The 15489-nt window shown below is 54.1% G+C and carries 17 protein-coding genes; 12 read left to right on the forward strand and 5 right to left on the reverse strand.

Features of this window, described 5'->3' with window-relative positions; genetic code table 11:
• The first annotated feature begins 16 nt into the window (after window positions 1–16).
• From CUZ56_RS06990 to CUZ56_RS07005, 4 genes are all read left to right on the forward strand, one after another.
• Window positions 17–1684 carry a mucoidy inhibitor MuiA family protein gene (locus CUZ56_RS06990; protein WP_126979561.1) on the forward strand — a complete coding sequence of 556 codons (1668 nt, stop codon included), beginning with the start codon at window positions 17–19 and terminating at the stop codon, window positions 1682–1684.
• Between the two features lie 161 nt (window positions 1685–1845).
• Window positions 1846–2643 carry a hydroxyethylthiazole kinase gene (gene thiM / locus CUZ56_RS06995; RefSeq protein WP_126979563.1) on the forward strand — a complete coding sequence of 266 codons (798 nt, stop codon included), beginning with the start codon at window positions 1846–1848 and terminating at the stop codon, window positions 2641–2643.
• Between the two features lie 87 nt (window positions 2644–2730).
• Complete coding sequence (locus CUZ56_RS07000; RefSeq protein ID WP_126979565.1) at window positions 2731–3318, forward strand: IMPACT family protein; 588 nt, start codon at window positions 2731–2733, stop codon at window positions 3316–3318.
• Window positions 3319–3491: 173 nt separating this feature from the next.
• A complete protein-coding gene (locus CUZ56_RS07005) occupies window positions 3492–4157 on the forward strand; it encodes a DUF2242 domain-containing protein (RefSeq protein WP_126979567.1) in 666 nt (221 codons plus the stop codon).
• A 50-nt stretch (window positions 4158–4207) separates the two neighbouring features.
• On the opposite strand, the gene CUZ56_RS07010 is transcribed toward CUZ56_RS07005, so the two are convergent.
• Window positions 4208–5803 (reverse strand): glucan biosynthesis protein, encoded by a 1596-nt coding sequence (locus tag CUZ56_RS07010; RefSeq protein ID WP_126979569.1) that lies wholly within the window; start codon window positions 5801–5803, stop codon window positions 4208–4210.
• Between the two features lie 153 nt (window positions 5804–5956).
• On the opposite strand from CUZ56_RS07010, the gene CUZ56_RS07015 reads away from it, so the two are divergent.
• Together CUZ56_RS07015 and CUZ56_RS07020 are read left to right on the forward strand one after the other, a co-directional pair.
• A complete protein-coding gene (locus tag CUZ56_RS07015) occupies window positions 5957–6856 on the forward strand; it encodes a recombination-associated protein RdgC (RefSeq protein ID WP_162615278.1) in 900 nt (299 codons plus the stop codon).
• Between the two features lie 41 nt (window positions 6857–6897).
• Window positions 6898–7884 carry an LLM class flavin-dependent oxidoreductase gene (locus CUZ56_RS07020; protein WP_126979705.1) on the forward strand — a complete coding sequence of 329 codons (987 nt, stop codon included), beginning with the start codon at window positions 6898–6900 and terminating at the stop codon, window positions 7882–7884.
• Between the two features lie 125 nt (window positions 7885–8009).
• On the opposite strand, the gene CUZ56_RS07025 is transcribed toward CUZ56_RS07020, so the two are convergent.
• From CUZ56_RS07025 to CUZ56_RS07035, 3 genes are all read right to left on the reverse strand, one after another.
• Complete coding sequence (locus tag CUZ56_RS07025) at window positions 8010–8771, reverse strand: pseudouridine synthase (protein WP_239442157.1); 762 nt, start codon at window positions 8769–8771, stop codon at window positions 8010–8012.
• 28 nt (window positions 8772–8799) lie between these two features.
• Window positions 8800–9162: a rhodanese-like domain-containing protein gene (locus CUZ56_RS07030; protein WP_338056653.1), complete on the reverse strand. Its 363-nt coding sequence runs from the start codon at window positions 9160–9162 to the stop codon at window positions 8800–8802.
• A gap of 102 nt (window positions 9163–9264) precedes the next feature.
• A complete protein-coding gene (locus CUZ56_RS07035; RefSeq protein ID WP_126979575.1) occupies window positions 9265–10203 on the reverse strand; it encodes a DMT family transporter in 939 nt (312 codons plus the stop codon).
• 260 nt (window positions 10204–10463) lie between these two features.
• On the opposite strand from CUZ56_RS07035, the gene CUZ56_RS07040 reads away from it, so the two are divergent.
• Both CUZ56_RS07040 and CUZ56_RS07045 read left to right on the forward strand, forming a co-directional pair.
• A complete protein-coding gene (locus tag CUZ56_RS07040) occupies window positions 10464–11207 on the forward strand; it encodes an SDR family NAD(P)-dependent oxidoreductase (RefSeq protein ID WP_126979577.1) in 744 nt (247 codons plus the stop codon).
• An 86-nt stretch (window positions 11208–11293) separates the two neighbouring features.
• On the forward strand, window positions 11294–11611 hold the full coding sequence (locus tag CUZ56_RS07045; protein WP_162615279.1) for a DUF3861 domain-containing protein: 318 nt from the start codon (window positions 11294–11296) through the stop codon (window positions 11609–11611).
• A gap of 18 nt (window positions 11612–11629) precedes the next feature.
• On the opposite strand, the gene CUZ56_RS07050 is transcribed toward CUZ56_RS07045, so the two are convergent.
• On the reverse strand, window positions 11630–12148 hold the full coding sequence (locus tag CUZ56_RS07050; protein WP_126979581.1) for an FKBP-type peptidyl-prolyl cis-trans isomerase: 519 nt from the start codon (window positions 12146–12148) through the stop codon (window positions 11630–11632).
• Between the two features lie 14 nt (window positions 12149–12162).
• Between CUZ56_RS07050 and CUZ56_RS07055 the strand changes: the two genes are divergently transcribed.
• The 4 genes from CUZ56_RS07055 to argF all read left to right on the forward strand — a co-directional run bounded on the left by CUZ56_RS07055 (window position 12163) and on the right by argF (window position 15251).
• A complete protein-coding gene (locus CUZ56_RS07055) occupies window positions 12163–13287 on the forward strand; it encodes a cupin domain-containing protein (RefSeq protein WP_126979583.1) in 1125 nt (374 codons plus the stop codon).
• Window positions 13274–13825, forward strand: coding sequence for a hypothetical protein (locus tag CUZ56_RS07060; protein WP_126979585.1), 552 nt, complete (start codon window positions 13274–13276; stop codon window positions 13823–13825). Before CUZ56_RS07055 ends, CUZ56_RS07060 begins: the two co-directional genes overlap by 14 nt.
• Window positions 13822–14124 (forward strand): hypothetical protein, encoded by a 303-nt coding sequence (locus CUZ56_RS07065; protein ID WP_126979587.1) that lies wholly within the window; start codon window positions 13822–13824, stop codon window positions 14122–14124. The genes CUZ56_RS07060 and CUZ56_RS07065 overlap by 4 nt, the downstream gene beginning before the upstream one ends.
• Window positions 14125–14315: 191 nt before the next feature.
• Entirely contained in the window at window positions 14316–15251 is a 936-nt protein-coding gene (gene argF / locus CUZ56_RS07070; protein ID WP_126979589.1) for an ornithine carbamoyltransferase, read from the forward strand.
• Window positions 15252–15489 lie beyond the last annotated feature (238 nt).

Raw genomic sequence — 15489 nt, forward strand, 5'->3', positions numbered from 1 at the left:
ACAATGAGGAACTGATATGTACTCACTGAAAACCAAAATACGTACCGTTTTAGCCTCGGTGGTGGCGGTGCCGCTGCTGTGCGGCATGATGTCTTTGCAGGCTTATGCACAGAGCACCACGCAGAAAATCAATTTGGATAATGTGACGGTATTTTTGCGCGGCGCTGAGCTGTTCAACTCCGGCTCTGTGCGGCTGCCTGCCGGTGAAAGCGAGGTGGTATTCACCAATGTGGCCGGGCGCATCAATGAACAAAGCCTGTCTATCTCGGCCAGTAACGGTGTGATGGTGTTGTCTTCGGGCATTCGCAATGATTACCTGGTGGATGAAAACCTGTCTCCCAAAGCGCAGGAGATTCAGAAAGAGCTGGATGCGGTAAAGGCCGAGCGTGAAGGCCTGCAGATTCAACTGAGCGTAATCCAGGAGCAGCTTGCTGTGCTGGAGGCAAACCGCCAACTGGCGCAAAGCGATGGCCGGATTTCTGCTGCAGAAATCGGCAAAATGCTGGACCTGATTTCCACCCGCATGACTGCGGCGTTGAAACAGCAGGTGCAGTTGAATCTGGATGTATCCAAGCTGGATGAGCGCATTGGCAAACTGGAGCAGCAACTGGATGAGGAGCGCAACAAAGGCTATCAGCCCGGCGGCCAGGTGGTGGTGAAGTTTTATGCACCGCAGGCCACCACCAGCCAGGTTCGCATGTCGTATGTGGTCAATGATGCCGGCTGGGTTCCGGCTTATGATCTGCATGTGCCGAAAGTGGGGGCACCGGTGAATGTGACATACAAGGCCAATGTGTTCCAGAATACCGGCATCAACTGGGACAAGGTGAACCTGACCCTGTCCACTGGCAACCCATCACAGGGCGTGCAGGTCCCCACGCTGCGGCCCTGGCATATTGCTGTGGCCAGGCCACAGCCAGTAAGTACAGCAGCCACTGCCAGCGGATCTGTCAGCAGGGAATATATGCCGCAACCATCACCTGTCGCTATGCGTGCTGAAGCGCCCACTACGGCATTGTACGGACGGATACAGACCAATGCGCTGGACGGCTATGTGACCACCAACGCGCAGGGCGTGAACACCAGTTTTGATATTGCCATTCCCTATACCGTACCGACAGATGGTAAAGGGCACATGATTCTGATTCAGAGTGCCCAGGTTCCGGCAAGCTACCAGTATGTGGCAACGCCCAAGCTCGATCAGGATGTGTTTTTGCAGGCACGCCTGACCGACTGGCAGAACCTGAACCTGTTGCCGGGCACCACCAATGTGTATTTTGAAAATTCATTTATTGGTCAGGGCCGGATTGACCTGAACAACATCAAGGAAGGGCTGGATGTTTCTCTGGGCCGTGACAAGCGCATCATAGTCGAACGCGTCGAAGATCAGAACAACCGTGGTACTGCCGGTTTGTTTGGCGGCAGTGCACAGCGGACGTTTGCCTACACATTCAACATACGCAATACCCGCAGCGAGGCCGTTCAACTGGTGATCAAAGACCAGTTGCCGGTGAGCCGTGACAGTGAAGTCACGCTCAATGACCTTAAACTGGCTGGCGGTGTGCATGACGATAAAACCGGTGAAGTGAAGTGGACGCTGAGCCTAAAAGCAGGTGAGCAGCGCAACATCACTTATTCTTATGTGGTGCGTTATCCGAAGGATGCCAATATCACCGGGCTGTAATCAACGGGAGGGCAGACATTTCAGTGGAGGTGGAAACACCTCCATTTTTTGATGTGTTCTGCCCCTATATGCCATGCATTCAATGAGCTGGATCAGAGCAATGAATTGTTTTCAGGGCAAAATACGCATCATTGAATAAACGTGTGAGCAGGAATCGTGGTATGTTGAATCAGCAGATTTTGATGCAGCAGTTGCAGCAGGTGCGCCAGACAGGGCCTTTGGTGCACTGCATGACCAATGATGTGGTGGTAAATTTTACCGCCAACGTGTTACTGGCAATTGGCGCTTCCCCGGCCATGGTGATGGCACGGGAGGAAAGTGTGCCTTTTGCCCGGATTGCCTCATCGCTGCTGGTGAATGTGGGCACATTAACGCCGGAGCTTGCAGATTCGATCAAAGCGGCGGTGATCGCTGCACACGAGGCCGGGAAACCCTGGGTGCTGGACCCGGTGGCTTATGGCGTACTGGATTTCAGAACCCGTTTTTGTGATGGGTTACTGCAATATCGGCCTGCCGTGATCCGGGGCAATGCAGCGGAAATTGCCGCAATGGGCGGGCAGAAAAGCCTGAGCAAAGGAACGGACAGCCTGACCTCCAGCAATGAGGTGCTGGAGTGTGCCCGTCAACTGGCACGGCAGCATCAGACAGTCGTGGCGATGACCGGCCAGACCGACTACGTGACAGATGGCGTCAGCACGTATGCGCTGGATAATGGCCATGAGCAGCTGACGCGCATTACCGGTGCAGGCTGTTCACTTTCAGCGATGGTGGCGGCTTATTGTGCCGTTTGTGAAACCCCGTTGCTGGCCGCTTTAGCGGCACTTTCACATATGGGAATTGCAGGGGAACTGGCCGCTGGCCGCACGCGTGCGGTAGGCAGTTTTGCGGTGGCGTTGCTGGACGAGCTGGATTTGCTGGCACAGAATGGCGTACAGCAGCTTCAGTGCCAGCAGGTCTGAGCTGGCATCTGCGGCTGCGAATATGAACGCCTGTTTTAAACAAATGGGCTGGCATGAACGGACCACTTTGTGATAGGCTTTGCCCCTATGCCACAGACACTTGCCACACCCATACACAGTGAATTGATCATTAAAAAAAGCCGGTTTATCGGCTGTGTTCAGCCTGCGGCCAACCGTGCGCAGGCGCAGGAAGTGGTGGACCAGTTATGGCAGCAGCACCCGACGGCCACACATATTTGCTGGGCGCTATTGGCGGGAGGGCAGTCGGCGGCGGTGGACGATGGCGAGCCCGGCGGTACGGCAGGGCGCCCGATGCTGGAGGTGTTGCGCCATCAGGACCTGGAAGGCGTGCTGGCGACGGTGGTGCGTTATTTTGGCGGTGTTAAGCTGGGTGCTGGCGGGCTGGTGCGAGCTTACACCGATGCGGTGGCACAGGCGCTGCTGAATGCGGAGAAAATTCCTCTCATTGTCACGGTGTCGGTGGTCTGTGAATTTGATTATGCACTTGAAGGCCGCGTGCGTTATGCGCTTGAGCAGGAGGGAATTGTCATCAAGCAGGTGGAGCATGCGCAGCAGGTGAAAGTGTATTTTGATGTGCCCCAGGCACAGAAGAATCAACTGTATGAGCAGATGATGGCGATGAGCCAGGGGAAAGCCTCATGGAGTGAGGCATAAGGCCGGCAGCGTATAATAGGCACATGATCAGTCATGCTGCAAAGACGTACGTATACTCAAAAAACAGACAATGACGTATGATTCGGCGGGCAGCGGCATATTATTTTAAATGAACCAACGGGCAACAGGACCATGAAGGAGTCTGTCAGGTGCTGTGTGAAATCAGGCACATCATGCTGAATGTATCCAAAGTGCGGATGGCAATACAACGCTACGGCAGGCTGTTGGGCCTGGCCGGGGTGTGCGCGCTGCTGGGCGGCTGCCTGAATATTTTGCCGACGTCTTACAAGATTTATGATGACAATGAATTCCACGGCGGTGGAGATTTTCATGAGGAATTTGCTGTCAGTCAGAATGTTGCCTGCGAGGCGGCCAGAAGAACACTGCTCAGCCAGGGCTATATCATGGTCAACTCCAACAGGGAGCAGATCATGGCTACAAAGTCTTTCCAGCCTACCGGTGAAGAGCATGTGGAAATCAACTTTCATGTGGTCTGCATTGCCGAGCCCGATAACAGGGGCAAAGAACGTACTACGGTTTATGCAACAGCCGTGCAGGACCGCTATACCTTAACCACGGACAATACCTCGGCGAGCCTGGGGCTGCCGGCGCTGGGGTCGGTTTCTGTGCCGTTATTTTCTTCTGGCAGTTCGCTGGTGAAAGTGGGGAGTGCAACCATTGTTTCCGGGGATTTTTATGACCGGTTCTTTGCATTGCTGCAACAAAGCATTTATTACCATTACCAGCTTGATATGGAGCAGCAGCCTGCGCTGCCCAGAGCCACGTCTCCGGCAACGGAAGCACCGGTAGGGAATGCGGCTGAGCGTATCGTGTTCTAAAAAAACATCCGGCACCTTTTCAGGCGCCGGATATTTCCAAGAGCTTTGTTTTAATACAGCGTACGCTGGTTCAGCGGTGGCGGGTTCCACTGATACAGCCAGGTTTCGCTCAATACCTGCCCTTCATGTTCAAGGTACAGGCGAATGTCGATCTGGCTGGTGCTGTCATCAGGCTTCAGGTCAAACATGGCACGGTAGCCTTTTTTCTCGTACTGCGGCCGTACAGAAGCCAGTTCAACCTCTCCGCGTGATACGGTGATAACCGGTTTGACGGTGGCATTTTCGGGCAGTTTTTCCAGTATGCTGCCGACAAAATCCACCACAAAGCGCTGCGAATAGTAGGTGCGTTTCTGGCCGACTACACCACCCAGCCCGGTATAGGTGTCAACACAGTGTGCCAGCGGTGAGCTGACCGGGGGCAGGCCGCCCCAGTACAGGCGGTACTGATAGGCCAGTTCATCGCCGCGTTGTGGTTTTTGCGCCGGGGTCCAGAATGCCACGATATTGTCAAACGTTTCGTCCACAGTGGGAATTTCAACCAGATCAACCGATCCTGCGCCCCAGTTGCCTTGTGGTTCTACCCACAGGCTTGGGCGGCGTTCGTAAAAAATGCCGTCGTCCTGGTAGTGGTCAAAGTTGCGGTCTCTTTGTACCAGTCCGAAACCACGCGGATTATTGTCCTGGAAAGCGTTGAAACGCAGATGGACCGGGTTGGCCAGAGGCCGCCAGATCCATTCGCCATTGCCGGTATGGAGTTGCAGGCCATCGGAGTCGTGGATTTCCGGGCGCCAGTCCCAGGCCATGCGCTTGTCATTTTCACCATACTGGTACATGCTGGTGCAAGGGCCAATACCCATGCGGGCAATTTCTTTGCGGGGGTACAGATAAGCCGCGACATCCATGGTGAGCGTATCACCGGGGGTGATGGTGAATTGATAGGCGCCGGTGATGCTGGGAGAATCAAGCAGCGCGTATACCTTAAGCGCTTTGGCATCGGCCGCAGGTTTTTCCAGCCAGAAAGCAATGAATTCCGGGAATTCCTCCGGGTACGGCATGGCCGTATCAATGGCCAGCCCGCGGGCGGAAAGACCATACTGTTTTTCAACCCCGACAGCGCGGAAATAGCTGGCACCTAAAAAGGCGGCAATATCGCGTGTCATATCCTGGGTATCCAGCAGCCTGAAGCCGGCAAAGCCCAGGTCAGCCGGCAGTTTAGAGCCGTCCAGACCGCTTTTGCCGTAGTTGAACATGGCCGGGTCATAAGCCAGTTCCTGGGCTTGCCCGTCGACGACCTGGTACATCTGGACCGGGGTTTTAAAGAACAGCCCCAGATGGAAAAATTTGGCGGCCAGCGGCAGCTTGTCGTCACCCCAGAGGGTGTGGTCATCTTTGAACTGGATGCTTTGGTACTGGTCCCAGTTCAGCTTAGAAACCTCAGCAGGCAGATGGTTATTGTGTACAACATAAGCTTCGGAAGCCATTTTTTGAGCGTGCGCCTTGAGGATGTCAAGGTCAAAACGCTGTGAAGCGCCTAACACCCGGAGCTGTTCGGCCTGTGTCAGGGTAGACCAAAGTGACAGCGCTGATACCACGCTGCCAGCACCAATGGCTTTACCAGAGGAAGAAAGAAAGTGTCGTCTATCCATAATATTGTGTTTTGTTATCGTGAAAAGTAAGTTGAGCGGCAAACTGGCAAAATAGTTCACTTGCTGCAAAGTTGTAAACCTTTGCTCAGACCTATGGTGCTTATTGTGGCATAAGGTTCAAAATGAGGTTGTTATCAAGAAGGAATGGATGGCGTGTTGTTTAAGAATTTGATGTTGTTTCGTTATGCGGATAAGTGGAAACCGGAAATGCAGGCCATGGAGGCTGCATTGGAGAAAAATCGTTTTACCCCGTGTGCAGGCTCCCAGTCGCAGTCAATCGGATGGGTAGAACCGCGTGGTGCTGAAAACGGGCCTTTGGTTGAGTTTGTCAATGGGCAATGGCTGTTGCGCCTGCTGGTAGAGGACAAACCGGTACCGGCTGCGGTTATCAAACGCCGTTTGCAGGAGGTGTGCGACAAAATTGAAAAAGACAGCGGACGTCGCCCCGGGCGCCAGTACCAGAAAGAACTCAAGGAGCAGGTTACGCAGGAATTGCTGCCGCAGGCGTTTCCGCGGCAACGCGGGTTCAATATCTGGATAGAGCCTAAAAACCGCTGGATCATGGTGGATGCCACCAGCACCACCCATGCGGGCATAGTTGTTACTGCGCTGGTTAAGGCGCTGGATGGCCTGGCTGTCAGCGATATGCAGACCAAAACGTCTCCGGCGGTGGCTATGGCACAGTGGCTGCTGGACGGTGAGCCTGCACCATGGACGGTGGATATGGATTGCGAGCTGCGCTCAGACAGTGAAATGAAATCGGTTCTGCGTTATGCCCGGCTCTCGCTGGATACGCCCGAGATCCGGCAGCACCTTGAGCAGGGTATGCACCCGGCACAAATGGCTTTGACCTGGAACAGCCGGGTCAGCCTGATACTGACGCAGGAGTTGAAGCTCAAACGCATCAGTTTCCTGGATGTGGTGTTTGAGTCCAACCCCAATGACTCAGACGATGTGTTTGATGCCGATGCGGCCATTGCAACAGGTGAATTGATGCCTTTGTTGCAGGATCTGGTTCGTGCGCTGGATGGCGAGCAGGCATCGGTGCGTTAAGGGGCTTGTTTTATGCACATATCAAGTGAAAAGGATAGATGATGGTTGCAATAGCTGTTCTGGATTTGTCACCCATTAATGAAGGGGGATCTGCTGCTGAATCTTTCCGGCATACGCTGGATCTGGCACAACATGCCGAGCGCTGGGGCTACCAGCGTTACTGGGTGGCAGAGCACCATGGCATGCCGGGTATTGGAAGCTCTGCCACAGCGGTACTGATAGGGTATATTGCGGCAGGCACCTCGACGCTGACGATAGGGGCTGGCGGCATCATGCTGCCCAACCATTCGCCGCTGGTGATTGCAGAGCAGTTTGGAACGCTGGAGGCGATGTATCCGGGCCGTATTGAGCTGGGGCTGGGCAGGGCGCCGGGGTCGGACCCTAAAACAGCGCGCGCACTCAGACGCAACCTGATGTCCGATCCGGAGGCGTTTCCGGAAGATGTGATCGAGCTGATGGAGTATTTTGAAGATTCGCCGCGTCGTGCGGTGCGTGCGATTCCTGGTGCAGGCACCCGTATGCCTGTCTGGATACTGGGGTCAAGCCTGTTTGGTGCCCAACTGGCCGCCGCGCTCGGGCTGCCTTACTCGTTTGCATCACATTTTGCACCAGCCATGATGATGCAGGCGCTGGAGGTGTACCGCTCACAGTTCAGGCCGTCCAAATATCTGAATGAGCCTTATGTCATGGTGGGCTACAACGCTTTTGTGGCTGAGACCGATGATGAAGCCATGCTGTTGGCTTCGTCGGCACAGCAGTCTTTTATCAATAACCGCATGGGCAGGCCTTCGCAACTGCCCGCGCCTAAGGCTAACCTGTTATCGCAACTGGATTCTACTGAAACGGCCATTGTGCGGCAGACCCTGGCGGCCTCTGCCATTGGATCACCTGCGACAGTGCGCCAGCAGATCAAAGAGTTTGTTGCGTTGACCCAGGCTGATGAGTTGATTGTGGCTTCTGCCATTTACAATCACGAGGCCAGGTTGCATTCGTATGAACTGTTGGCACAGATCAGGGATGAAGATTAATACCGGGTGCGCAGCCTTGCTGTGAAAATCCTGTCAGAGGTTTCAGATGAGACCGTTCTGGCAGGTGCGGATGTGTGCTCCGGGAAGGGACGGTATCAGAGGCAACAGGTTATTGCCTCTGTATATCAGAACTGCTCATGCGGTGCCAGATAACGCCACTGCCCCTGTGGCAGTGCGCCCAGGCGGATACGCCCCATGCGCACGCGTTTCAGGCCGACAACTTTCAGCCCGACCTGTTCGCACATGCGCCGGATCTGGCGCTTTTTCCCTTCAACCAGGATAAACTGCAACTGGTTGGCATTCAGCCATTTAACCTGTGCCGGCTTGAGTGGCACATTGTCCAGTGCCAGGCCGTGGTTGAGCAGTTTCAGCTTGTCTTTTGAAAAGCGCTCCTGAATATTTTCACTTCCCTGTTCATCGGCTACCCGGACCAGATACTCCTTTTCCAGATGCGAATCTTCACCAATCAACTGGCGGGCAATGCGGCCGTCCTGCGTCAGCACCAGCATGCCTGTGGAGTCAATATCGAGCCGGCCGGCCGGGGCCAGTCCTCTGAGCTGCTGGCGGGAAAAAGATTGCTGCGATGAATCCTCTTTCCAGTGCCGGGCGGGGTCAATCAGTGCAATGGCAGGCGTGTAATCATGCTCTGCCTGTCCCGAAACATAGCCCACGGGCTTATGCAGAATCACGGTAACGCGTTTTTGCTGCTCTGTCTGTGCAGCCCGTTGGATTTTGATTTGCGCAGCCGGTAAATCTGCCGGCACTTTTTGCCCCAGTGTGGCGGGCTGCTGGTTGACGTGAACCCAGCCTTTGGCAATCCAGTCATCAGCTTCACGGCGTGAGGCCAGGCCCAATTCAGCCATGCGTTTGGAAAGGCGAACAAGCATAAACGTTTCAGAAATGTGGATAAAGTGTTTAAAGTTCGATCGGTTTGCCCGCATCGATCCAGGCATTGATACCACCTGCAATGGACTGCACCTGCTGGTAACCCATATCCTGCAGCGTCTGTGCTGCCAGTGCGCAACGGCCATCGGTTTTGCAGTACATGACAATTCTGGCCTGTGCTGAATTCAATTCAGGAATTTCTCCCAGTTTGAATTCGAGCAGCCCGCGCGGAATATTGACGGCTCCGGGCACATGTCCGGCCTGGTATTCTGCAGGCTCGCGCACATCAATAATGATGTCTGCCGCTTTCAGGGCTGCATCTGCCTCATTGACTGTAATCTCATGAATGTTTTTTTTAGCTTCTGCAACAAGTGTTTGAGCATTTTTGATCATATGAACTCCATCCTCTTACGTTGGCATATTATCCGCTATGGCGAAATAAAGCGTGGCGGGTTATACAAATTGAGATAAATTGAATCGTGGGTATCTGAAAATTCAGACCGTTGTCGCGTGCATTTCGGTGCGCAAAACCAGTACCAGTCCAGCCAGAATCAGGCATAAGCCGGCAAAGGCCCAGGCCTGTACAGGCTCGCCCACCACCACAATGGCCAGCACAAATGCGGTAATAGGCTCAAACAAGGCCAGCGCTACACCGGTAGCCGCTGAAATGTGCTTGAGTGCTTGCGTAAACAGCAGGTAGGAAATGCCGGTGGCCGCCACACCCAGGTAGAGCATGATCAGCCAGTCGGATTGTGTGATGCTTAACGGCCCGGTCAGCAGCCAGGCTGCAGGGATGGCGATGAGGGCTGCGATGCCAAAAGTATGGCTGGTAATGGTCAGCGGCGAAGCCATTTTCAGCAGGCGTTTGCTGACCAGTGTGTAAATGGCGTAGGTCAGGCCGGCTGATAGGCACAAGGCCAGCCCTTTGGGATCAAACTGCCATGGCGTAGCCTGCGACAATACCATCCAGATACCGCCTGCAGTGGCACACAACGTACCAGCCCACCATAGCCAGGGAGGGGCCTTGCGGGTGATCAGCGCTTGCAACAGTCCGGCCCAGATCGGGGCGCTGCCAATGGCTGCGGCAGTGCCAATGGCAATACCGGTGGCTTTAACGCCGGAAAAAAAAGACAGGTTGTATAAACCCATGCAGGTACCTGCAATCAGAACGGTTGCCAGGTAAGGCTTTTGCTTTAACGGTGTAGGGCGCTGCGCGCAAACATCTGCTGAATGAGGCGCTTGTCTGAACCGTTTGTAAAAAATGAGAACAAGAAAAAAACCGCAGGAAAATGCAAGCCGTAACGCACCTGTCCAGTATGGTGAAGTAGCGCCGGAGGCCATGCTTTGTGCCGTGCCAGTGGTACCCCACAGCATGGCGGCCAGTATGGCCATGCCGATACCCAACATAGAAAGATTGACAGCAGAATTTTTCATGGGGCGATTGTGACATAACAGGCTTGGCGTGTCAGCATCATGCGTGAATGCAGCAAAATGGAAAATGTCAACGCTGATATCAGATCGGCGTTTGATGTAAGATGGACTGCATGTTCATGCATAGAAATACGCCATGCTGGACAGATGTATCATGACAGATATAGGCCAGCAGTTTCTGCCTTTGCAAAAGCATTTCAGTTTAAAACAGCAGGTAGCAAGCAGGTGGCGGGCTGGACCAACTCACTTAAGGAGGAACAATAATGAGATTCAAAGACAAAGTAGCCATTGTGACCGGAGGGGCCAGCGGTATTGGACTGTCAAGCGTGCAGGCGTTTGCCAAAGAAGGTGCGAAAGTTGTCATTGCCGATTTTTCTGACAAAGGGCAGGGCGTGGCAGACCAGTTGCAAAAGAACGGCAGCCAGGCGCTGTTTGTTAAAACCGATGTCGCCAGTGAAGCTGCTGTTCAGCAGATGCTGGATAAAACCGTGGAGCGTTTTGGCGGGGTGGATATTCTGTTTGCCAATGCCGGAATTGCGCGTGACAACGCCGTAACCAAACTCTCGCTGGCGGATTGGCAGCAAACCATCAACATCAACCTGACCGGTGTCTACTTGTGTGACCGTGCTGTCATTGCGTATTGGGAGAAACACAAACGCGGCGGTGTGATTGTGAACTGCGGCTCTATTCACAGCCATGTGGGTAAAAACAGCGTAACCGCCTATGCTGCAGCCAAGGGCGGTGTGAAACTGCTGACACAGACGCTGGCCATTGATTATGCAGCCAAGGGTGTGCGCGTGAACGCTGTATGTCCAGGGTATATCAACACGCCGCTGTTGGATCACATCGGCCCTGAAGCGAAAAAAGCGCTGGAGGCATTGCATCCACAAGGCCGTCTGGGCAAACCGGAAGAAGTGGCTGCCGTGGTGCTGTTCCTGGCAAGTGATGATGCATCGTTTGTCAACGGTTCATGCGTGATGGTGGATGGTGGCTACACCGCGCAATAAGAGTTAATGAGAATTGCAGAACTAAAAAAGCGCTGACACACCTTTATTAAAGGAAAGTCGGCGCTTTTGCCATGATAAGGATGAAAATGGCTAAAAAATACCAGTTTAAAATCACGGTGGAACCCGTGGTATCTTCTGAAGGGCGCGAGTCAACCAGCCAGCCACTGAGCTTTCAGGTGGGCAACCACGACGATATTTTGCAGATTGTGCAGCGCATGCGGCAGGGTACGCATTTTGACGAAAATACCGCAACAGCTTTTGCTGTCGGTCTGAAATTGCTGACCGAAGTGGTGCTTGAAAACAAGGATGATCCGCTGTTTGCCGAACTCAAGCCGGCAATCACTGCTTTTATGCCCAAGCTGAAGGCAGGTATTAAAGAGCGCTTGCCTCAGCAGCAAGGCTGAGCAGCGTGATGCAAGTTGCTAGTGAATCTTTTTACCCAGCGGCAGCAGATCGGCCACTTCAAACATGCCGGCTGCCAGGCTGCCGCGTTCAATTTCATCTGGGGTGGCTTCGCGCACGTCTTTGATGTTGAGGTGCAGCTTCAGTGATATGCCCGCCAGCGGGTGGTTGCCGTCAACCACGACATACGCGTCATAGACTTCTGTCACGGTATAGATGGTGTCTGCCGGGGCCTGGCTTTTGGCGCCCTGGGGCAGGCCTTCAAACTGCATACCGGGGCTGATTGGGTCAGGAAAGACGTTTCGGGCCTCAAAAAAGACCAGATCGCTGTCATAATCGCCATAGGTGTGCTCAGGCTCCAGATACAGGTCTAACTGCTCGCCTTTGGTATGATCAAGCAGGGCCTCTTCAATTTTGGGCAGCAGGTCATTGCCGCCATACAGATAGGCAGTGGGCTCCTTGAGTTCATCAATGATGTTGTTCAGGGAGTCTCTGAGAGTCCAGGTCAGGGTAATGACGCACGGTGATTTGATATTCATAGGGTCTATTTTATATGCAAGCTAATCAACCACAGGTTTTTCTGGGCGGTTTGACGCCACAGCAGTTCATGCGCCAGTACTGGGGCAAGAAACCCCTGCTGGTCCGGCAGGCTTTCCCCGGTTTTACCGGGCCGATTTCACGGCAGGAAATGTTTGCCATGGCCGAGCGGGAGGATGTGGAGTCCAAGGTTGTGGAGTGTACGCCCAAAGGTGTCTGGCGTGTGCGGCAGGGGCCTTTTCAGCGGCGTTCCTTGCCGCCGGTTTCCCGGCCCAAGTGGACTTTGTTGCTGCAGGGGGTCGATACACACCAGGCTGTGGCGCATGAGCTGATGCAGCAGTTCCGCTTTATTCCCGATGCACGGCTCGACGATGTGCTGATGGCCTGGGCCAGTGCCGACGGTGGCGTCGGGCCGCATTATGACGCGTATGACGTGTTTTTGATTCAGGGGCAGGGCAAAGGGCGCTGGCGCATCGGGCCGGTGCATGATTTTCAGGATTTGCGTGATGATGTGTCGCTGAGAATTCTGAAGCATTTTGATCCCGAAAATGAATATATTCTGGAGCCGGGCGACCTGCTGTACCTGCCGCCACTTTGGGGGCATGATGGCACAGGTGCCGGGGGTGAGTGCGTGACGTATTCGGTGGGCTTTCGCACGCCGCAGCGCACCGAGCTGGCGCGTGAAGTGACTTTCCGTATGCTGGAAGACCAGCCTGATGATGAGGTGTATTACACCGACCCGTCGCAGAAGGCAACAGACACGCCCGCGGCCATTCCGGCCGCGTTGCAGCAATATGCGGAAAAAGCGGTTCGCAAGGCGCTGGCTTCGCCGCAGGTATTGCATCGGGCGCTGGGTGAATATATGAGCGAGCCGAAACCGGGTGTTTGGTTTGAAGGCGCTATTCTGGAGACGCCAATAGGGGCAGTGCATTTGGCCGCGGCAACGCGTATGCTTTATGATGAGAGGCATTGTTATATCAATGGCGAGTCGTACAAAATGTCAGGCCGTGATGCAACGCTGATGCGTGCCTTGGCCAATCAGCGCTGTCTGACGGCAGCACAGGTGCGGCGCGCCAGTGTTCAGGCCAGAGAATTGCTACAAGCCTGGCGTGACGACGGATGGCTTTATGACAGTGAGTGACCAGCAGGATTTTGACGCCGGCGGTTCTGCGGAACCAGAAGGCTTGCTGCCGCAGTTCCAGACATTCAGCGGGCAGGCTGAGTTTGTGTCGCTGGTGCGCTCCTGTGTGGTCTCGGCATGTGAGCAAGGTGCGGTGAACCTTGTTTTTTGCGATACGGATTTTTCGAACTGGCCGCTGGATGATGAGGCCATCATTGCTGCATTGCAGGGCTGGGCCAATTCAACCTCCAACCAGCGCATGCTGGTGATGGTGGCGGCCACCTACGGGTTTGTTGAACAAAACCATGGGGCCTGGGTGCGCTGGCGCAAGATCTGGGATCACCGGGTGCAGTGCTGGCAGTTGAATGCGCAGGCCGATCCGAATTTGCCCGGCGTGTTCTGGAGCCGGCAGAACATGGTGGTTGTGCATGACCGGGAGCGCTGCACCGGTATGATGAGTCGGGAAGGGCAGCGCATCATCCGCGAAAAAGGGCGGCTGGACGAGTTTATACGGCAGTCGGATCCGGCATTCCCGGCATCTACGCTGGGGCTGTGGTGAGCAGCATCAATATCAATGGGGTTGAAATGGAGCAGGGTATTTTGCAAAAAACAATGATGAGAACAATGGTGAAGGTTGTGTCTGGTGCCGTTTGTGTGGCTGCTGCAATGGTTTTGGCCGCCTGTGAAAAAAGTGAAACTGCTGCGCAAAGCGAGCCGGCCAGCCAGAGAGCGGCACAGCAGATCACCGAGCATGTGCAGCAGCCTTTAGACAGGGCGCGCGCGGCACAGGAGCAGATTTTGCAGACGGATCAGCGCATACACGATGCAGATATGCAGGCCGGTGGTGCCAGCAGGTGATTCTAAAGACAACATTTTGGCGTATGAAGTCATGCCGCAGTGCATAGATGTTTGGTATGATGCCAAATCCGTTTTATCTATCTGAAAAATTGTGAGTGGTGCAAGGGTACGGGCAGTTTTGTGAACAGCCTGCTTCGTACGGAATGCACAGAATTGATACTATCGAGCTTATTCTAAAAAGGATTTTTGTCATGTTACCCGGTGATCGGCTGATTCGTCATTATCTGCAATTCAAGGATTTCAATGCGGAGGAATACGCATACCTGTTTGAACGTGCGCGTATCATCAAGCACCGCTTCAAAACGTATGAAAAGTACCATCCGCTGGCTGACCGCACGCTGGCAATGATTTTTGAAAAAGCCTCTACCCGTACGCGTGTGAGTTTTGAGGCCGGCATGTATCAACTGGGTGGTTCTGTGGTGCATCTGACCACCGGTGACAGCCAGCTCGGACGCTCCGAGCCGATTGAGGATACCGCGCGTGTGATCAGCCGCATGACCGATATTGTGATGATCCGTACCTTTGGTCAGGATAAGCTCGAAACATTTGCCCGCTACTCTCGCGTGCCGATCATCAATGGCCTGACCAACGAGTTCCATCCTTGTCAGATTCTGGCCGATATTTTCACCTTCATCGAGCATCGTGGCTCCATTGAAGGCAAAGTGGTGGCCTGGGTGGGGGATGGCAACAACATGGCCAATACCTGGTTGCAGGCAGCCCAATTGCTTGGGTTCACAGTGCATATCAGCACCCCCAGCGGGTATGGCGTGGATCTGGCGCTTGCTGGCATTACCGATGATAAATGCTACAAAATATTCAAAGACCCGATGCAGGCCTGTGCCGGAGCCGATCTGGTGACAACCGATGTGTGGACCAGCATGGGCTTTGAGGCCGAGAACGAAGCCCGTCGTAAGGCGTTTGCCGACTGGTGTGTAGACGACGAAATGATGGCCGCAGCAGCAAAAAATGCTGTGTTCATGCATTGCCTGCCGGCGCATCGTGGTGAAGAGGTTACCGCAGAGGTGATTGACGGCCCACAGTCTGTGGTGTGGGACGAAGCCGAAAACCGCATGCATGTGCAAAAAGCACTAATGGAGTATTTGCTGCTGGGGCGCGTTGCCGATTAGCCGATTAGTTTCCTGATCAGCACAGGTGCTGATTTGGGCCTGTAAAAAGGTAGCCCGTGTACAAATTGTATGCGGGCTATTTGTTTGAATATGACTGCTGGAAAAGGTTGACTGGCAAGCTGTTCTGCCAGTTACCGGCAGGTTGGCTAAAATCGGTAACATTAAACAGGCACCCATTTGAGAAATGGCCGGCAGGCCAGGGTCGGTGGTGTGCCTGCGAATCCGTTTTTATTTGTCT

Origin of the sequence: Saezia sanguinis (assembly GCF_003991585.1) — a bacterium.
In the GTDB taxonomy this organism is placed as follows: Bacteria; Pseudomonadota; Gammaproteobacteria; order Burkholderiales; family Burkholderiaceae_C; genus Saezia; species Saezia sanguinis.